The organism is Treponema bryantii (assembly GCF_900113965.1).
GTDB classification, from domain to species: Bacteria; Spirochaetota; Spirochaetia; order Treponematales; family Treponemataceae; genus Treponema_D; species Treponema_D bryantii_A.
Map to the genome: position 1 here is coordinate 154,611 of NZ_FORI01000004.1, position 20,174 is coordinate 174,784.

The following is a 20,174-nucleotide window of genomic DNA, read 5'->3' on the forward strand; positions in this document are numbered from 1 at the left end:
TCTCTCGATAATAAGAGTATTAAATTTATGTCGATATGTCAAACACGAAGGTATAATATATGAAAATTAAATTGAAGGGATTTTTAATCATTTTATTGATTTTTGCAGGTTCATCTCTTTATTCCCAGATTTCCTCTGTTACTAATTCGGGGCTTTCCAGAGGAGAAACTCTTTTTAAGGAAAATAACGCAAAAGACGCTGTTCAGGTTCTTGAATACGAAATAATAAACGGTCAGATTTCAGAAAATACCTATAACTTTCTTGGTTTGGGGTATTATCAGCTTGGCGAATATGATAAATCTCTGGATGCCTTTAAAAGAGGCTTAAAGGCTCAGCCAGATAATGCAAAACTTCTTTCATATAATATGGGTAATACTTATTATGCCCTAAAGGATTATTCTTCTGCGGTAACCAGTTATTCAAATGCACTTAAGGCAGATCCTCTTTTTTATGATGCAATTTTGAACAGGGCAAATGCACTTTTGATGAGCGGACAGCTTGTAAGTGCAAAAGATGAATATTCTGATTTTATTACAAAGGCGCCAGATAATCCTCAGAGAGAACGCATTGAACTTTTGATTAAAGCGCTTGAAGAAGAAATTGCAAGAAGAGAAGAAGAAGCAAGACTTCTTGCAGAACAGAATAAAGCTCAGTGGGAAGAGTATGATGGAAATCTTAATGAAAAGAAAAAAGATTCCTTTACTCCAGACTGGGAACAGATTGAAAGAGATCTTGCAGACGGAAAGGCTGTAAATGAAAATCCTGAATGGGAGAGAATTAACGGGGAATCTCCAGAGCCTGTAGCAGATGCTTCAGTTATGCAGAAGGTTGATGAAACAAATGATAAAACAGAGGGCTCTGCATATTGGGAAGAGTTTGAACACGAAAATAATACTTCTTTTGCATTTGCAGAAGAACAGATAACAGATGAACAGGACTGGCTTACTTTCAGCGATGAAGAACTTGATGAAATGAAGGAACTGGAAAAGCAGTCTCGCGAAGAGCATGAAAAGTGGCTTGAAAACGAACGCAGGCGTGCTGAAGAACTTGCAAGAAATGAAGCTTTGACAAGACAGAAACAGCAGGAGCAGGCTCTTGAAGAAGAAAGAAGACTTAGAGAACAGCTGCTTGAAGAAATGAGAAAATCAGAAGATGACAGAAGAAAAAAGCTTCTTGAAGATGTTGCAAATTCGCTTCAGGGAAGTGACTCTACTAATTTGACCTCTGGCGCGGAAGATTTAATCGACTACGATCTGGAAGGAGAGCTTGATTAATATGAAACTCAAATTCTGGAAGGACTTATCTAAAGAACAGAAAGAAAAGATCTTAAAAAGAGTATGCGCAGGCGCGGCTGTTATTTTTGTTGTAATTCTTCTTCTTTTATTGATGAAGTGTGAAGGCTGCAGTTCTGCAAGCAGACGTAAGATCCGTGATTTTTCAGATGGGCGCGGTCATTCATATGGAGAAAAACTTAATGGCGCGGAGCTTTTTGATAATGAATATGGTGAAGGCGAGGAAGATTTAGAACGTTTAGATTCAGAAGCCGAAGCTGCAGAAAAAGCTCGTAAGGCAGAAGAAGAAGCAAAGCTCGCGGAAGAAGAAAGAGCCAGACTTGCCGAACAAGAAAAACTTGCAGCAGAAAAGGAAGCTGCGGAACAGGCAAGAAAAGCAGAGGAATTAAAGAAAACAGAAAACGCAAAAAAAGCGGATGAAGCTAAAAAAGCCGAGGCTGCAAAAGAAGCATCTGAAAAAGCCAAGAAGGCAGAAGCAAAAAAAGCCGCAGAAGAAGAAAAGAAGCGTAAAGCCGAAGAAGAGAAAAAACGTAAAGCTGAAGAAGCAGCTAAAAAAGCAGAGGAAGCAGCCCGTAAGGAAAAAGAAGCGGCTGCGCGAAAGGCAGAAGAAGCTGCACGTAAAAAAGCAGAAGAAGATAAAAAGAAAGCTGAAGTAGAAGCTCAGAAAAAGAAAGAAGCAGAGGAAGCAGCCCGCAAAGCAGAAGCCGCTCGTAAAGCCGAAGAAGAAAAAGCTGCCGCAGAGTCAAAGAAGACTGCTCAAAATTCTAATGATCAAAAATTAATTGCCAAGCTTGATGAAATCGCAAAAAAACTGAGTCAGGCAACTTCAGATTCGGAAAAGCAGAAACTTCTGGATGAAGGTGTTGCTCTTGCAGCCCAGCTTGCCGAAAGCGGAAAAGACAGTGACGCTTCTCACTATATTCTTGCTCAGGATGCACAAAAAAGAAAAGATTACTATACGGCCTTAAGCGAGCTTGAAAAAGCAATAGCACTCAACGAATCAAATTATCTTTATCATTATGATATTGGTAAACTTCAGTACCTTTTGAGAAGATATTCAGATGCAAAAAGTTCTTTTATTCGTTCCTGCGAATTAAATGATAAGTTTTCTCCTAGTGTTTATAACCTTGGACTTACTTATGTAAAACTGAATGATGAAAACAGCGCACTTACCTCATTCAAAAAATCTGTAGCAATAAATCCTGAATATGAAAAAGGCTATATTGAACAGGCCCGCGTTTATAACCGTCTTGGAAAACTAGCTGAATGTGTAAAAGCCTATGACACTCTGATAAAATTATTCCCGGACAATAATGCTGCTATAATGGAACTTGGTTCAGTTTATTATCAGTATGGAAAATATGAAGAATCAGAAGCTCAGTATAAAAAGGTATTAGGAGTGCTTCCAAAGAGCGAAGAAAAAACTCTTACTGCCTATAATCTTTCAAAAGTTTTATATGATGATGTAAAATATTCTGAAGCTTCTTACTATGGCCGCATTGCATACGATGAAAAAGATTTTCTTATGAATGATGTTCAGCAGGCAAATATCGTTTATAACTTTGCCTTGATTCAGGAAAAGAATAATAAGGATGAAGAAGCAAAGCGTTTATATAATGAGGCCTTAAAATTAAATCCTTCACATGTTAAATCAAAAATCAATCTTAGTGCATTATATATGGCAGGAGAAAATACAAATGCAGACAAAGCGCTTGAACTTCTGCTTGATGCCTATAAAACAGATAAAAATGATTTCAGCGTAAACAACAATCTTGGAACTGCATATATGCTTAAAGAAGATTATTCGTCTGCTGAAAAATATTATGAAGCAGCACTCAGTATCAAAAAAGATGATGAAGATGCTCTCTTAAACCTAGCTAATGCGCAGGCTAAATCTGGAAAACTCAACGAAGCTATAGAAAATTTTAAGAAAGTAACTGCAATGGATTCTGAAAATCTTGAAGCTTATGTTGGTCTTGCAAAGGTTCAGATTCAGACTGGGGATGCAACAGGTGCTTACAAAAATCTGATTTATGTAAAAAATAAAAATCCTGATTTTAGAAAAGCAGAAGTTGCAAGTCTTATTGCGGTTCTCAGCGACTAGGTTCTTTTCACAAGTTCAAATAATTTTTCACGGCTGATTACTGTATAAATAGGGCGGCCGTGAGGGCAGTGAGGGTCTTCCAGAGTAAAGGCCTGCTCTACAAGACGGCTTGCCGTAATATCATCAAGAACATAACCATCTTTGACAGCTGCTTTACAGGCAGTCATTGCGGCAATTGAGCGGATAATCTGTGCCGGTTCAACCTGTTTTACAAATAAAAGAGTTCTAAGGTCGTATTCTGTTCCAGTCCAGCGTTCTGGGATTGTTTTGATTTCCCAGTATCCGTCAGAAACATGTTCAGTTTCAAAACCAATTCTGTTAAGTTCAGCCTTTAATTTTTCCAGCTGATTATCCTGAGATTTGGATTCAGTTTTAATCTTATAAGGAATAAGAAGCGGCTGTCGTCCTGCATCTCCCTGAGAATTCATAAGTCTGTCAAAAAGAATACGTTCGTGAACAGCATGCTGGTCAATTATATAGAGGCTATTGTTTTTCTCTGCAAGAAGGAAGGTTCCAAGACAAGGTCCGATGTAGCGGACTTTTGGCTGTGGTTCTGAAACAGAAGGTGAGTCTGAGTTTTGTGCTACGGAGAGAGCCTGTTCTGCGAGGGACTTTGTGCTAAAAGAAGCTGCATGTTCTGAGCGGGGCCAACCACCATTACTTTTTATTCCAAGGAACTTCGAGCGGAAATCAGAAAGAGATTCAGATTTTGTTTCAGAAGGTTTATATGAAATATGTTTTTCATAAACAGAATCTGAGAAAGATGAGGTTGTCGGAGCCGTTGAGCTGGAAAGTGGTGCTGAAGGAACTTCAGGTTCAAAATTAAATTCCTGATTTCGTGCTTGGTCCGCAGGTTTATCTTCTGCAAAGTTAGAGTAGGTATACTGATGGAAGAACGAGCGGATAGTACTGCTAAGCCCATGATGCAAAGCTGAAATATCAGAAAAACGTGCTTCGCGTTTTGCCGGGTGAATATTAAAATCTATTAAGTCCGGACGAACCTGTGCAAAAACAGCGGCAACCGGGTAAGTGCCGTTTGGGAAAAATCCCTGTCCGCCGTACTCAACCGCCTGTACCAGTGAATATTCCTGGATACGGCGTCCATTAGCATAAATAAAGATTTCTTTTTTATTTGAGCGAGAAACAGCCGGTTCACCAATTACCACAGTAAAAGACCATTCGGGATTCTCCCCGCCGGAAGACTGAGCGAATTCATAAAACAATTCCGGCGCTTCGCTATAGCTGTTTGCTCCAACAAAACGGTCTTTCAAAGACTGCCCGGCCGGCAGGTCAATTTTAGTTTCGCCGTCTGAAACAAAGCGGAACGCAATGTCCGGTCGGGCGAGTGCTTTTTCTATGAAAGTGTTGCGGCACATAATGCCTTCTGTTGCAGGGCGTTTAAGGAACTGGCGGCGTGCCGGAAAATTTTCAAAAAGTCCTTCAGACTGTACGATAGTGCCCACAAGTTCTGCCGCAGGTTCAATAAGATGATCTTCTGTAAGGCTGGCGCGCATTTTGTAGCCGCCGCTTTGAATTGAAAGTCTTGAAACAGCTGCAATGGAAGCAAGGGCTTCTCCGCGGAAACCTAAAGTAGAAAGATTCATAAGGTCTACTTCGGTTGTGATTTTACTGGTTGCATGAGGACGCGCACAGTTTTCAAGGTCGTCGCGGGTCATGCCGTTACCATTATCAATGATTCTGATCCTGTCTATTCCACCACCAGAAATTTCAACAGTAATGCTGGTAGCTCCCGCATCAATTGCGTTGTCCATGAGTTCGCGCACAATGGCATTAGGCCGGTCAATTACTTCACCGGCGGCAATTTTTCGGGCAACTTCGGGGTTGAGGGTACGGACAGGTCTTTCTAAGCTCATTTTCTAGTTCCGTTTACTTCGCCTTCATCAGAAAACATGTCCAGCTGCGGTGGATTGTCCTTTGACATTGGGGACGGTTCGTTCATAAGAATCTGGATTTTTCCTTCAATTTCATCCAGCTGTTTTTCCATGCCCGAAGCAAGCTTAATTCCTTCTTCAAAGTCTTTAAGTGCTTCTTCAAGGGAAATGTCACTGCGTTTTATATCTGAGGTAAGTTTTTCAAGTTTTGCAAGATTTTCTTCAAATGTCTGTGTCATAGCGGTTATATCCTCCGGAATTATTATGATTTATTGACGACGTTTGCTTCGATTTTTCCTTTTGCAGGGGTGATAACAAGTTTGTCACCGATATTGAGTGCAGCAGTATCGCGTACAACTTTGCCGTCTGGCCCGGTTACCATTGAGTAGCCGCGGTCAAAAATTGTCTGCGGACTTGCGTTTTCCAGAATGGTGACGTTGGACTGGAGCCGCACGCGAAGGTCGCGGATTTTGTCCTGAAGGTTTTTCGGCAGATTTTCGCGTGCGGTGGCGAAGCGGTTTAACAGCGGCTGCTGGATGTTTCTGAAACGAACCTCAAGGCTTTCTGGATTAAACTGTCTTACAAGAAGACGGGTTTTCTCTGTATTTCGCTTTACGCTGTCATAGAGGCTGTTTTTATAGTTAGCGATATTTTGTTTGAGGTCGGCCAGCAGCGGCACGGCCATTTCTGCTGCGGCGGATGGGGTTGGAGCGCGGCGGTCTGCGGCATAATCACACAAAGCCCAGTCAATTTCATGACCAACGGCACTTATTGTTGGAATTTTAGATGCAGCAACAGCTCTTACAACACTTTCTTCGCTGAAAGGTAAAAGGTCTTCAAGAGAACCACCACCACGTCCTACAATCAGAACATCACAAAGCTCATAAAAGTTTGCAATTTCAATCATCTTACAGATTGTCTGAGCCGCACCTTCGCCCTGAACAATCGCTGGAAGCACAATAATATTTACTCCCGGGTTACGACGTTTTGTTACATTAAGAATATCTCGGATAGCAGCGCCAGTTGGACTTGTAACAACTCCAATTGTTGAGGGAAGAACAGGAAGTGTTTTTTTGCAGCTATCGTCAAAAAGGCCTTCAGCAGCAAGCTTTCGTTTTCGCTCTTCAAGCATTTGAAGAATGTTTCCAGCTCCTGCAATTTCCATTGTATTTACTATTATCTGATAATTTCCCTGAGGTGCATAAACAGAAAGATTTCCTGTACAGCGAACCTTATCTCCGTCTTTCGGGCGGAAATTCAGTTTCATTGCAGCACCGCGGAAAATTACTGCCTTAATCTGAGCATTATTGTCTTTTAATGTGAAATAAATGTGTCCTGCAGCGCTCGGTCTCCAGTTAGAGATTTCTCCTTCAATTATAATGCTTCTGAAAGAAGTTTCTAAAATCTCTTTGATAAGATCTGTAATCTGCGAAACGCTGAAAACAAAGTTTTCGGGTAATCCCGGTGCGTTCATTTTTCCCCTCTTATGTACATCTCTGATTGTAACTTATCGTATTTTATTAACTTATTCAATGAAATGCCGATAAAGAATTTGATGAAAACCATAGTAATTTTTTATGATAATGACTCTTCATATGCAAACGAAAAAGTTTTTAACGGTAAATCTGCGGTTGAACTTTCTTCAGAATGGGCAAAAAGTCTCAATCTTTCAGCTTTTACTGTTAAATCAGACACTCTCAGTCAGCTTCTTTGCGATATGAAAGAGATTTGTACTAAAGAAAACGCCGATACAGCAGTATTTTCATATATAGATCTTCCATTTATTGATAAATCGCTTTCTGAAAAGATCATAGATTCTCATATTACATATAAATCTGAATATACTTTTGCAGATGGATATCCTTATGGTTTTGCTCCAGAAGCTTTAAATGCCGGAACAATTGGTATTCTTGCAGAACTTTCTAAAAATACCCAGAAATCTCTTGGTGATCAGAGAGTAAGCCGCGATGGAATTTATAATCTTATAAAAACAGATATAAATGCCTTTGATGTAGAAACTGTAATTGCAGATTCAGACTGGCGCCTTTTGCGTCTTTCTTTCCACTGTGGTACAAAAGATAACTTTATGCAGTGTAAGGCATTAAGTAAGGCTGCCGGAAATAAAAACGGAGTAGAGGAGCTTTCCGAAATCGCTTCTAAAACTCTGGGCTGCCTTAAAACAATTCCTGGCTTCTATAATATTCAGATTTCAGGAAAATCTTCTTATGAATCTGTATATCTTCCGTGTACAGTGCCGGTTAATGAAGATATGCCTTTTGATAAATGTTCTTCTCTTATAGAAAAGATTGCAGAATTCAGTGAAAACGCAGTAATCAGCCTTTCTGCCTGGGGAGAACCTTTATACCATCCAGATTTCTTAAAAATTGTAGAAAAAATCCTTTCATACCCGGGACTTTCTGTTTTCTTTGAAACAGACGGCCTTTTAGTAACAGAAGATTTGTGTAATTCCCTTGCAAAAATCTCAAATGCTGCAGCACCTCGTACTCATCAGTGGCAGAAAATTATGGTTGCAGTAAATTTAGATGCCGCAACAGAACAGACATATCAGAAACTTCATAAAAACAGCCCTCAGGGAGCTTTCCAGAAAGCCGTAAATGCTGTTTCATTGCTTCAAAATGCGCTTCCAGGTCAGATTTATCCTCAGTTTGTCCGTATGAATGATAATGAAGCAGAACTTGAAGCCTTTTTCAGATACTGGAATGAAAAATCAAATCCTTCTGGTGGTAATCTGATTATTCAGAAATATGATGATTTTGCAGGTCTTTTACCAGAATGTAAACCTGCTGATCTTTCTCCTCTTGAAAGAGACCCTTGCTGGCACCTCCGCCGCGACCTCACCATCCTTTCCAACGGAGACACCCCAGCGTGCCGCGCCTGCGTAAATGGCGGAAGCCCTTGCGGAACAATTAAGAGCGGAAACGTGTTTAATGAAAGCTTAGAAGAAGTATGGCACAAGACAAACTCCCTGCTTCTTAATCATATAAATAAAAACTACTGTCAAAAATGTGAGAAATGCGATGAATGGTATACCTTTAACTTTTAGTGAGCATCAGATAAACAGAACTATTCTCGGCGGACCGAAGGTAACAGATCCTTCGGCATTAAATATTTCCGTAATTCTCTTAAACAGCAGTGGAAGCCATTTTAAGCTCCATGTTTTTGAAAATCTTTTAAAGTGCGGTTTTCAGACAATAGTTTCGGTAGAACATGATTCAAGTAACTTTACCGACGATGTTTCAAAGCGCTTTCCAATGATTAAGTTTCTTGTTCCGCTTGAAAAAACTTCGGACGGAGACCTCATAAACCTTGCAATGAGCGAAGTACAGTCAGATTATGTGCTTGTAATCAGAGACAGTCTGAACATTCCGGCAAATTTTATCCCACCACATCTTGCAGAACGTCTTACAGCCGACTCTCCATACTGTATTGTACCGCGCTTACTTGATAAAGATCATTTTGCCTTGCCGTGCGCCTTTTCTCCAAGCGCAGAAAAAACACATTTTGTAATAGATTCTTCATCAGAAATAGCAAACGGAAAGAAAACTCTTTTTCCTTTTGATTACGTAGCCCTATATAATAGAAAAAAGTTCATAGAACTTGGCGGTTTTGACTGGACAATCGCTTCTCCTTACTGGCAGAACCTTGATTTAGCTTTGCGTTCATGGCTTTGGGGCGAACAGACAATCCTTACATCCCATTTACAGTTTTCTTATATAGAAGAGCCGCCGGTAAACGATACAACTTATAATCTTGATTATCTCAGATATTATCTTAAAAACGAGTTACCAAAAATAAAAATGGAGCAGGGGTATCTTAAAAAAACATCATTTATGGCCTTCCTTGGTCATTCTTCTTGTGGAATTATGGAAGCCCGCAGACAGTTTAATGCAGCCAGAGTGTGGGTAGAAAAAAACAAGTTCCGATTCAAAATGGATTTGCAGACCCTTGTCCAGAACTGGAGTTTGAATGATGAAGACAAATAGAACAGTTATAGTACAGTGCAGATTGTCCTCTACAAGACTTCCCGGAAAGGCTTTAAAAGATCTTTGCGGTAAGCCCGTTCTTGCATATGTTCTTGAATCAATGCACAAGGTAAAAGCAGACCATTATTTTGTAGCTACAGATGAAGCATCTTATGAACAGCTTCTTCCGGTTTGTAAAGAATATGGTTTTGAATGTTTTGCAGGCAGTCTTGATGATGTACTTGGCCGTTTTATTTCCTTACTCGATACAATCAAAACAAAAACTGTAATTCGAGCTACAGCAGATAATCCTTTCCTGTTTTATGAAGCAGCCGAAGAATCCGCACAGCTTTTTGAAGAAAAAAACAGCGGAAAAACTCACTGCGACTACCTTACATACTCAGGTCTTCCTCATGGAAGCGGAGTAGAAGTTTTCAGTGCGGAATCTCTTAAAAAAGCAGCCTCAGAAACTACAGATCCTTATGATCATGAACATGTTGGACCTGCTTTTTATAATCATAAAGATAAATACGTTTGTGACTTTGTTCCAGCACCAAGACGGTTTAATTATCCTGAGCTTAGAACTACAATTGATACTTATACAGATTTTCTGCGTGCAGTTTCTATGCTTAATTATCTTAAATCTCATAATTATGAAGGCCCTTTTACTACAGAGCAGATCTTAGAAGCCTGTCAGTCTAACAGTGTAAAATATCCTGTTGTTCTTGTTCCTTCAGTTGTAAAAGGTCATGGAACTGGTCACTTGCGACGCTGTTTGACTGCAGCTTCGCAGGGCGGCTTTTTTGTTTATGTTCCTGAAGATAAAACTCTAAAAGAAGCAGATTCACTTATTGAAGAATATATTGCACAAGGACTTTCAAAAAATCAGATTATCACTTCAATTCCGGATGAATCATACCTTCCTGCAATCATTACAGATACTTTTGAACTTACTCAAAATCAGCTTAAGGAACTTGCAAAAAACAGAAGCCTTATTTCTATTGATGAAGGTTCAAAGTATACAGATTATTGTGATTATCTTTTAGATATTATTCCTTCATATAAATGTGAGCGTCGTGCAAATATAACAAACTCTGGTTTTATTACATTGCCGGAAAATGTTCGTTCAGATTCAGATGCTGAAGAAAGAAATATAGAAAAGGTTTTGATTTGCCTTGGTGGAGAAGATCCTTCAAATCTTACAATGCCAGCCGCACAGGCTTTCCGCAGAAAATTCCCGGATGCAAAAATTACAGCAATCATTTCGAATGAAGATAATCCATATGTTGATTATGCGGGTGGCACAAATATTGAGTTTATAAAACCAGTTGCTGGCCTTCGTGAAAAACTTTTTGAATATGATATTGTTGTAACTCATTATGGACTTACAGCTTTTGAAGCAGTGTATGCGGGCTGTGGAGTAATTCTTTTGCCAACAACAAATCTTCATAAAAAACTTGCAGAAAAATATAATTTTGCTTATGTAGGCGATAAGTCAATTTCTGATTCTGCACTTCAGACAGCACTTTCTTCTGAAAATCTTTATGCAAAAAAAATCCTTTGCGGTGAAAAGAAATCTCTTGGAGAATTTCTGCGCCATCTTTCTGCAGGAAAACGCATGTGCTGTCCAGTCTGTGGAAAAGTTCCTTCTCAGCCTGATGAAGTTATTTCTCGTAATGAGACAAGAACTTACCGCCGCTGTTCAACCTGTGGAATGGTTTATATGGCCTTTACCACAATTGAAGATAAAAAATATAAGAAAGAATACTTTTTTGAAGAATATAAAAAGCAGTATGGTAAAACCTACGAAGAAGATTTTGATTCAATAAAAGCTCAGGGAATGAGACGTGCTGCCATCATAAAAAGCCTTAGTGGAGTAGGTGGTGCTGCAACAGAGAAAAATCTTTTGGATATAGGTTGTGCTTATGGTCCGTTCCTTGCCGCAGCCAGTGAAAGCAGTTTTAATCCTTTTGGAACTGATATTGCAGAAGACGCTGTGAGCTATGTTCAGCAAAAATTAAAATATCCAGCAGTATGTTCAGCTTTCCCGGATATTGATACAGCAGAAGAGTTTGGAATTACTCAGTTTGATGTTGTAACAATGTGGTATGTTATTGAACACTTTAAGGATCTTGGAAAGGTTTTGCGAAAGGTTTCTACACTTGTTCGTAAGGGCGGACTTTTTGCATTCTCAACTCCTTCTGGAGAAGGTATTTCTGCAGTGAGTGATAAAGATCATTTTTATGAAATCAGTCCTACAGATCATTATACAATCTGGGAACCAAGCCGGGCAGATTCTATATTGCGGATTTTTGGTTTCCGTGTAGAGAGAATTGTTTCAACTGGACATCATCCTGAGCGCTTCCCGTCTATCAAAAAGAGCGGAGCACAAAAAGGAAGCTTAAAGTGGAATCTTGTTGATGCTATAAGTCATGCCCGTGGGCTTGGCGATACAGTAGAAATTTACTGCAGAAAAATATAAAAATATATTGCAACGGTGGTTGAGTAGGCCGAAGGTCGTATCGAAACCATCATTTAGAGGTGGGTCTTGAAAAACATTTTAATTCTCGGTGCAGGCCTCATGCAAAAGCCTGCCATCCTAAGCGCAAAGGAAGAGGGCTTTACAGTAAATGTTATTGATGCTGATGATAAAGCTGTTGCAATTCCTTACGCAGATACTTTCCGAAAAATTGATTTAAAAGATAAAGAAGGAATCCTTGAATACGCAAAAGAACTTAAGGCTTCTAAAGATGGTCTTGCTGCAGTTTTTACAGCAGGAACAGATTTTTCTGCAAGCGTAAGTTATGTTTGTGAAGCACTTGGATTACCGGCTCATAACTACCAGTCGGCAGTCAACGCAAGCGTAAAAACCGTTATGCGTGAATGCTTTAAGAAATCTGGAGTTCCATCTCCTGAGTTTTTGAGAGTAGGTAAAGCTGATGTTACAGACAGCCTCTTAAACACAGTTCTTTCAAAAATGGACTTTCCTTTAGTTATAAAACCTGTAGATAATATGGGCGCCCGCGGCTGCCGAATGGTTCGTAATGAAACCGAGTTTTTGCCAGCCCTTAAGGTTGCTGTGGAATGCTCTCGCACAGGCTACGCAATCGTAGAAGAATATATGGAAGGCCCTGAGTATTCAATTGATGCTCTTGTGCAAAACGGCACATTTACTGTAACAGGCTTTGCCGTGCGGCATATAAAGTATGAGCCGTACTTTATAGAAGTCGGTCATACAATGCCAGCCGTACTCGATAAAAAAATCCACGATGAACTTATCTCAGTTTTTGCACTTGGTGCAAAGGCTTTAGGACTTACAACCGGAGCTGCAAAAGCAGATATCAAATATACAAAGAAAGGTCCTATGATTGGTGAAATTGCAGGACGTCTTTCGGGCGGTTATATGTCTGGCTGGACTTATCCTTATGCATCAGATTTAAATCTCACAAAGCAGGGAATCCTCATTGCAGCCGGCCGTGAACCAAAAGACCTTATCAACAGACGTAAGCCCGTAGATTACACTCCATCAGAGCTTTGCAAAAATGCCGTAAAGCCTTATGAACTTTTTGAAGTTGAATGTCTTCGTACTTCAGCAGAGCGTGCCTGGATGAGTATTCCTGGAACTGTAAAATATATAGAAAACATAAAAGATTATTCAGATCGTGCAGTATTTGATGTTCTTCCACGTGCCACTGTTCAGCTTGGCAGCGAAGTAGATTTTCCACGCAACAATGTAGAAAAATGCGGAAACGTAATTGCAGTGAGTCATAGCCGTGAAGCAGCAATTGCAGTTGCTGAAGACGCCGTATCAGATGTTTTTATCACTCTTGAACCGGATAACCAAAAAACAGAAAAATATCTTAATGGGGAAGAGTTGGATGATGAAAATGCGTTCCCTCCAGACGCCTTTGGAAAACTAACAGAAAAACAACTCAAATCTCTTAATGAAGCAAGTCCAATTCCTGCAGATTCTACAGTTATCAATTATATTCCAGATGTCCTTAAAACTGCCGAATATATTAATAAGACAGACTGGAACTATAACACAATCCAGAAAACTGCAGAAAAGTTTGATATTCTGAGACCAAAGCATCCGGCCCTTAATCAGGAAAGATTCTGGAAGGCTGTGATGCGTGGCGGAATACAGGCTGCAGTTTATGTATCTGATACAACTGAAAAGAATAACGGAAAATAGGAAAGAATATGAAGCTTAAAAAAATTGCATCAGTAATCAGTTTGATTTTTCTCTGTGCCACAGTTTTTGCTGCAAATGATATAGACCTTCTTGAAACCGGTAAAAAATCAGGAATGACAATTTACTGGGATTCACTTTCTGAAAGCGGAATGATAGAAAAAAACGGACATCAGCTTTCTTTCAGAAATGGAGAAAAGGTTGTTCTTCTAGACAGCATGCTTATGAAAATTACTGATGCTCCTGAACTTCGTAATAATCAGCTTTATGTTTCAAAAAAGTTTCTTGATGATTCAGAAGAGTTTTTCAATCAGAAATCAGAACTCCCATTTAAGGTTGGTGCAATTCTGATTGATGCAGGACACGGTGGAAAAGACCCTGGTGCCCTCAAAACTTATAAAATCAACGGTAAAAACGTAACAATCCAGGAAAAAGATATTACGCTTAAGGTTGCAAAAATGCTCGCAGAACGCCTTAAAGCTGCATACCCTGGAAAACAGATTATTCTTACCCGTGATAAAGATGTATTCCTTTCACTTGGAGAAAGAACCGACATCGCCAACAGCGTAAAAGCCGGCGAAAACGAAGCTGTGCTTTTTATCTCAGTACATGTCAATTCATCATTGAATAAAACTTCATCTGGTTACGAAGTGTGGTACCTTTCACCAGGCTACAGACGTAACGTACTTGATAAGTCTGCTGTGGATGGTGATGAAAATCTCTTCCCGATTTTAAACTCAATGCTCGAAGAAGAGTACACCACAGAAAGTATAATGATTGCCAAGTTTATTATGGATGGACTTCAAGCTCAGATTGGAAAAGAATCTACCGCTCGTGGAATCAAAGCTGAAGAATGGTTTGTTGTAAAGAATTCAAATATGCCTAGTGTTCTTATAGAACTTGGTTTTGTTTCAAACGAAAAAGAAGCTCTGCTTTTAAATGATGAAAGATACTTGAAAAAAGCTACCCTGGGAATATATAATGGAATTGCAGCGTTTATTACTCACTTTGAACGTTCTCAAGGATTTACTACGATAAAATGACAGCTAAAGCTACAATCAATATGTTAAAACAAAAGAATCTTGCAATATTTATAACTTCTCTTGTAATCGCAGGCTTATTCGTTTTTTCATTATTCTGTTACATAGTTTCAAAGAATACCAGCAGACGTTCTTTTATTTTCCCGTCTGCAGAAACCGGTAAATATATCATTGAATACAGAAATCTTACAGAAAAACCACATCAGGGAGATATTAATCTTTATATAGATGAAATCCTTCTTGGTTCAACTGTAGAACGTACAAAAATGCTTTTTACTCCCGGAACAAAACTGCTTTCCTGCTTTGAAAGAGATCATGTTCTTTATGTAAACCTTTCTCAGGATCTTTTGCAGATGGGAGACGGTGTAATTGAAATCAGAGAGGGGACAGAGCTCCTCAAAAAAAATATAATGAATAATTTTTCAAAAATTGACTCGATAGAAATTTTTATCGAAGGAAAATCTGCTTTTGAAAAATAAAAAACATTGACAAAATGATGTACTTGTTAGATAATTAATTTAAATACAAGGCTACATCGAATTAGTATAAAAAAGGAGCTTCAAATGAAGAAGACTTTTGGTTTAATTGCAGCTGCTATGCTGCTTGTTGGTGGCGTTGCTTTCGCTGATGAAGCTATGCTCATCGATTTTACTCAGCTGGATGCTGACTGCTGTGCTGATGACAATGGAAATGCAACACAGAACAGTCGCACAGTTATGGACTACTCTGTAAGCGCTGGTGCAACTTTCACAGAAGACCAGAAGGGTCTCATGAAAACTTCATTGGCACTGCCAGAATGGGAAGTTAAACTGAACTCATCTGCAAAGACAGTTTCAAGTTTGGCTGATTCAACAGTTGTTGCTGCTCCTGTAAAGGGTGAAGCAGATGTTCCTTTCGCTGGAAAGAACGTAATGGGTGTACGCATCGTATTCCCTACATGGAATTCAAATGCAAATGCTCGTATCGAACCACCATTCGATATTCCTGCTTATGAACCACTTGCTCAGGCAGATGAAAATGGTACTCGCCAGGAACCAACTGATGAAGAAAAAGCAAGCGGAAAAACACTTTTCGAAGATGGATTTGGTATTGTAAAGAACGTTGGAACAGTAAAGGCTATTTCCGTAACAACAATGGGTATGAACTATCCACACGGACTTTATGTTCTTATGTCAGATAACGACGGTGTTGAAAGACGTTACTTCATGGGTTACCTTGGTTTCGACGGATGGAAAGAACTTCGCTGGAACAACCCACAGTACATTTCTGAGATTCGTAACCGCGAAATCCGCGTTTACCCAATCTATCCACGTGGACTTCCTTTCGTAAAGTTTGAAGGTTTCCAGATTACTCGTGACGCTGCTCACATTGGTGGCGACTTCATCGGATACTTCAAAGACGTAAAGATTATTTACGACAAGGCTCTCCTTACTAGCGACCGCGACATTGCTGATGAAGACCTCTGGGGAATCATTGGTAAGAAAGAAAAGGCTCGCCAGAATGCAGAGATGCAGAAGTTCGGTAACAAGCAGGTTAACCGCTACCTCGAAAAGGCTAAGCTCGCTTCAGAAGACGAATTCACTTCTAGCTTGAACGAAGGATCAGGATCTAACGCTCAGAGCAACGGTGGACAGTCTGCAGATGCAAAATAATTAGCCTATTGAGCTAATAAACGCCCTGGAAGTTATTTGTAAATGGTAATTTTCCAGGGCGTATTTTTTTAACTTCAACGGATTTTTTTATCTATGGAAACTGCTAATTTAATATCTAAGAAACAGATTCGACAAATCTATGAATCTTATACAGATTATTTCAATGAAATAATGGCACAGGTAATTACACGTCTTCAGCAGAATGTAAAGCTTTCTGCTCAGCCAACCTACAAGAGCCGTGTAAAAAGCTTTGACAGCTATTTTAAAAAGGTTCTCAGATTAAAACCCGAACAGATGGAAGAAACAAAATCACTTATTTACCTCACAGACATGATGGGAATAAGAATGATCTGTGCCTTCCTTGAAGATATTAATATTGGTCTTGAACAGATTAAAAAACTCTTTGAAATAAAGGAAGTTGAAGTAAAAGGTGCAGAGAAAAAGTTTTCTGAGTTTGGTTATGAATCTATTCATGTACTTGTAAAGATTCCTAAAGAGTTCCTGCCACCATTAACTGGAAAATACGAAGGCTTAGCTCCAATTTCTGATGAACTTGTTTGTGAAATTCAGATCCGTACAATTCTTCAGGACGCATGGGCAGAAGTTGAACACGAGCTTATTTATAAGATTGAGTTTAATCCTTTTGATATTCCATTGCGCCGTAAGCTTGCATCTATTAATGCATCCCTTACACTTGCAGATATTACTTTCCAGGAAATCCGTGATTATCAGAATAAACTTCAGCGGGAGCTTGATGAACGTCGTCGTTCATTTTACAGTCTTGCTGATGGCTTCTTAAACGAAAAAACTGATAAGAAAGAGGAAGATATTAACCGTGTAAGTCCATTTGTTCAGGGAACAATTGATGATCTTCTACTTAAGGCAATTGAAGCTCACAATGACGGACATCTTTCTGAGGCTGTTGATATTTACACAAGAATCCTTGAAGCAGTTCCTGATACAGACAAAAACGTACTTGCTGTAATTCATAAGCACAGAGGTATGGCATTCTTTGCAATGAACAAACTTGATGATGCTCTTGATGATTTTCAGAAAAGTATTGATGCTGATAATACAGCTTTCCGTTCTTATTACTACAAGGGAATTGTTTATTCAATTCTTAAAAAGTATAAAGAAGCAATTGAATGTTACACTAAGTCACTTGAAATTAATGAGTTCCAGGCTCATACAAATTTCCGTCGTGCAATGGCATACTATGAACTTGGTGAATATGAGAAATCTATGAATGACCTGGACGTTGCACTTAAACTTGGAATGAATCCGGATGAATGCAAGCCTTTACAGGAAAAGCTTGTTAAAAAATTCGGTATGAATATGTAAAAAAAATTATAAAAATTTTAAAAAATAGGGTTTTAGTTCTTGACTAAAATTAGCGAGTCTGATATATTATTCAAAGTCAGCGAATGACATATGTCTCCTTCGTCTAGTGGTTAGGACATCGGGTTTTCATCCCGACAACAGCAGTTCAATTCTGCTAGGAGATGTACAGGCCTTGTAACATTAGTTGCAAGGCTTTTTTTTTTACCTTGGGTGGCGGGGAATGGAAATATCAAAATATTTATCTGATTCAGTTAGACAAAAAATCAAAGCTGCCATTAAAGAAGCTGGCGGAAACGAAGTTTTCTTTACCGGAAATATTGAAAAGACCGGTCTTGTAGAAAATGTAAAAGTCGGCTCCAGAGGTAATTTACATACTGTACCTGTAAACTTTTCAGATGCCCGTAATACTTCAGTTTTAATTCATAATCACCCAAGTGGAAATCTTCTTCCTTCAGATGCAGATTTAAATGTTGCAGCCGGTGCTTCAGAAAATGGATGTGGTTTTTATATCATAAATAATTCAGCTACAGAGATTTATGTTGTTGTTGAACCTGTTCTTCCTAAAACTATCAAACAGCTGGATGTAGAAGATTCCGGAAAATATATTTCAGAAGGCGGACCTCTTTCAAAAATCTCAGAATCATTTGAAGAAAGACCTGTTCAGGTAGAGCTCTTAAAAAGTATTGTTACCGCTTTTAATGATAATAAAATTGCAGTTTTTGAAGCGGGAACAGGTGTTGGTAAATCTTATTCATATTTGATTCCTTCTGCGTTGTGGGCTTTAGAAAATAATGAGAGAGTAATTGTTTCAACCGGAACTATAAACCTTCAGCAGCAGCTTTGTGAAAAAGATGTTCCTGCCGTAGAAAAAATCATTGGAAAGAAAATCAAATATGTTTTGATGAAAGGCCGACAGAATTATGTCTGCCTTAGACGTTTGAATGATGCAGCTTCAATTCTGGATTTATTTGAAGGGGAGAGTGAAGAGCTTAAGAAAATAGCAGAATGGGCTCAGACATCTCCTACTGGAAGTAAAAGTGATCTTTCATTTATGCCTTCTGAAAATACCTGGACAAAGGTTAATTCCGAAAGTGATGCCTGCATGGGAATGCGCTGTCCGTTTCATAACGATTGTTTTGTAATGAAGGTACGTAAAGAAGCGGCAGGGGCAAATCTTATTATTGTTAATCATCATCTTTTGTTTGCAGATATTCAGTCACGTCTTACAGGGGCTGGTTATGATGATGCTGCAGTATTGCCTCCGTACAAGCATATAATTTTTGATGAGGCTCATGGAATTGAAAATGCCGCTACAAGTTTTTTCAGTGAAAGTGTAAACCGTTTTAAATTGAACAAGCTGATTAATCAGATGTACCGCCACAGAAAGAATTCTGAATCAGGTCATTTATGTAGTCTTGCAATTCTTTCATCAAATGAAGAAAAAGCGGGAGACGCTTCTGAGCTTACAAATAAAATCAAAATGGCTCTTACAAACGTAGAAATTGCGGCAAAAGATCTTCTTATGGATGATTATACAAAACGTCTTTATGAAAACACTGCACGCGATTTTGGACCATTCCTTGTTGCTGTTGGCGAACTGACCCGTGCGCTCGGAACCTTTGCAGATTTAATCCGTATTGTAATGGATGGAGTTGCAGATGAAGATAAGGATGCACCGTGCTTCTGGGAGTCAAAAATCATTCTGCGCCATCTGGACAGCTATGTAGTTCTTCTTAAAAACTTTTCTGTCTGGGATGAAAAAAAAGATGATGTATTCTGGATTCAAAAGAAAAGACTTCCTCCGGATATGATCCGTGATAATGGTGATGCAGAATACGTAATATTAACTCAAACTCCGCTTGATATATCACATCTTATGAATGAAGGTGTATTTGAGCCTATGGATAGCGTTGTCTGTACATCTGCTACCTTAAAGACCGGCCGAGATTTTACTTACTGGATGCGCCGTACCGGAGTTACTCTTACAGGGGAAGACAGAATCATAAAAGGGGAGTTTCCTTCTCCTTTCCCTTATCATAAAAATATGCTTTTTGCCGTTCCTAGTGATGCGCCTCTTCCAGATAATATGCAGTACCAGCAGTATATAGAAATGGCTTTGCCAAGGCTCATAGAAGCAGCTGCCGGTCGTACCCTTGTTTTGTTTACTTCTTATGAATCTTTGAAGAGTGCACATCGTACAGTTGTTGCAAGTATGCGTGGATTCCCTGGAAGAATAATGAAACAGGGGGATGATGATAATTCTAAATTACTGGAAGCCTTTAAGAAGGAAAATGAAAGTGTTCTTTTTGCGACAGATTCTTTCTGGCAGGGAGTTGATATTCCAGGTGAATCTCTTTCTCAGGTAATAATTGTAAAACTTCCGTTTACTGTACCAAATGATCCTGTTTTTGTTGCCCGTTCTGAAGCAATTGAAAAACGTGGTGGCAGTTCATTTATGGAATTAAGTGTTCCGGAGGCTGTAATAAAATTCAGACAGGGAATAGGACGCCTTATCCGCCGTTCAGATGATAAGGGCGTTGTTGTTGTTCTTGACCGCCGTATTTATGAAAAACGTTATGGAAGCTGGTTTGTTGCAAGTATGCCTGAATGTAAAAAAATGTATGAACCTTTATCTGTTATTACAGATAGAATAAATTCCTTTATTTTTAATTGAAAAT

At 39.1% G+C, this 20,174-nt stretch carries 14 protein-coding genes and 1 tRNA gene; 12 read left to right on the forward strand and 3 right to left on the reverse strand.

Annotated elements, in window-relative coordinates:
• Positions 1-59 precede the first annotated feature (59 nt).
• Together BM161_RS06730 and BM161_RS06735 are read left to right on the forward strand one after the other, a co-directional pair.
• On the forward strand, positions 60-1,274 hold the full coding sequence (locus tag BM161_RS06730; RefSeq protein ID WP_074931243.1) for a tetratricopeptide repeat protein: 1,215 nt from the start codon (positions 60-62) through the stop codon (positions 1,272-1,274).
• Position 1,275: 1 nt separating this feature from the next.
• The gene (locus BM161_RS06735) at positions 1,276-3,396 is read left to right on the forward strand and encodes a tetratricopeptide repeat protein (protein ID WP_074931244.1); all 2,121 of its coding nucleotides are present in this window, start codon (positions 1,276-1,278) and stop codon (positions 3,394-3,396) included.
• On the opposite strand, the gene mutL is transcribed toward BM161_RS06735, so the two are convergent.
• From mutL to xseA, 3 genes are read right to left on the reverse strand one after another with little or no spacing between them, the layout of a single operon-like run.
• Positions 3,393-5,270, reverse strand: a complete 1,878-nt coding sequence (gene mutL, locus BM161_RS06740) for a DNA mismatch repair endonuclease MutL (RefSeq protein WP_074931245.1) — start codon at positions 5,268-5,270, stop codon at positions 3,393-3,395. The two genes, BM161_RS06735 and mutL, sit on opposite strands and share 4 nt — an antisense overlap.
• The gene (xseB, locus tag BM161_RS06745) at positions 5,267-5,527 is read right to left on the reverse strand and encodes an exodeoxyribonuclease VII small subunit (protein ID WP_074931246.1); all 261 of its coding nucleotides are present in this window, start codon (positions 5,525-5,527) and stop codon (positions 5,267-5,269) included. The genes mutL and xseB overlap by 4 nt, the downstream gene beginning before the upstream one ends.
• A 23-nt stretch (positions 5,528-5,550) precedes the next feature.
• A complete protein-coding gene (gene xseA, locus BM161_RS06750) occupies positions 5,551-6,762 on the reverse strand; it encodes an exodeoxyribonuclease VII large subunit (RefSeq protein WP_074931247.1) in 1,212 nt (403 codons plus the stop codon).
• A gap of 81 nt (positions 6,763-6,843) precedes the next feature.
• On the opposite strand from xseA, the gene BM161_RS06755 reads away from it, so the two are divergent.
• The 10 genes from BM161_RS06755 to BM161_RS06800 all read left to right on the forward strand — a co-directional run bounded on the left by BM161_RS06755 (position 6,844) and on the right by BM161_RS06800 (position 20,170).
• The gene (locus BM161_RS06755) at positions 6,844-8,352 is read left to right on the forward strand and encodes a spiro-SPASM protein (RefSeq protein WP_074931248.1); all 1,509 of its coding nucleotides are present in this window, start codon (positions 6,844-6,846) and stop codon (positions 8,350-8,352) included.
• Positions 8,327-9,292, forward strand: coding sequence for a hypothetical protein (locus tag BM161_RS06760; protein ID WP_074931249.1), 966 nt, complete (start codon positions 8,327-8,329; stop codon positions 9,290-9,292). The genes BM161_RS06755 and BM161_RS06760 overlap by 26 nt, the downstream gene beginning before the upstream one ends.
• Complete coding sequence (locus BM161_RS06765) at positions 9,276-11,753, forward strand: cytidylyltransferase domain-containing protein (RefSeq protein ID WP_244882722.1); 2,478 nt, start codon at positions 9,276-9,278, stop codon at positions 11,751-11,753. The genes BM161_RS06760 and BM161_RS06765 overlap by 17 nt, the downstream gene beginning before the upstream one ends.
• A gap of 66 nt (positions 11,754-11,819) precedes the next feature.
• Positions 11,820-13,466 carry an ATP-grasp domain-containing protein gene (locus BM161_RS06770; protein ID WP_244882723.1) on the forward strand — a complete coding sequence of 549 codons (1,647 nt, stop codon included), beginning with the start codon at positions 11,820-11,822 and terminating at the stop codon, positions 13,464-13,466.
• A gap of 8 nt (positions 13,467-13,474) precedes the next feature.
• Positions 13,475-14,506 carry an N-acetylmuramoyl-L-alanine amidase gene (locus BM161_RS06775; protein WP_074931251.1) on the forward strand — a complete coding sequence of 344 codons (1,032 nt, stop codon included), beginning with the start codon at positions 13,475-13,477 and terminating at the stop codon, positions 14,504-14,506.
• Positions 14,503-14,982 (forward strand): GerMN domain-containing protein, encoded by a 480-nt coding sequence (locus tag BM161_RS06780; RefSeq protein WP_074931252.1) that lies wholly within the window; start codon positions 14,503-14,505, stop codon positions 14,980-14,982. Before BM161_RS06775 ends, BM161_RS06780 begins: the two co-directional genes overlap by 4 nt.
• Positions 14,983-15,066: 84 nt before the next feature.
• Complete coding sequence (locus BM161_RS06785; protein ID WP_074931253.1) at positions 15,067-16,155, forward strand: flagellar filament outer layer protein FlaA; 1,089 nt, start codon at positions 15,067-15,069, stop codon at positions 16,153-16,155.
• A 93-nt stretch (positions 16,156-16,248) separates the two neighbouring features.
• Complete coding sequence (locus BM161_RS06790) at positions 16,249-17,496, forward strand: tetratricopeptide repeat protein (RefSeq protein WP_074931254.1); 1,248 nt, start codon at positions 16,249-16,251, stop codon at positions 17,494-17,496.
• Between the two features lie 92 nt (positions 17,497-17,588).
• Positions 17,589-17,660, forward strand: a tRNA-Glu gene (locus tag BM161_RS06795).
• A gap of 56 nt (positions 17,661-17,716) precedes the next feature.
• On the forward strand, positions 17,717-20,170 hold the full coding sequence (locus BM161_RS06800) for an ATP-dependent DNA helicase (RefSeq protein ID WP_074931255.1): 2,454 nt from the start codon (positions 17,717-17,719) through the stop codon (positions 20,168-20,170).
• Positions 20,171-20,174 lie beyond the last annotated feature (4 nt).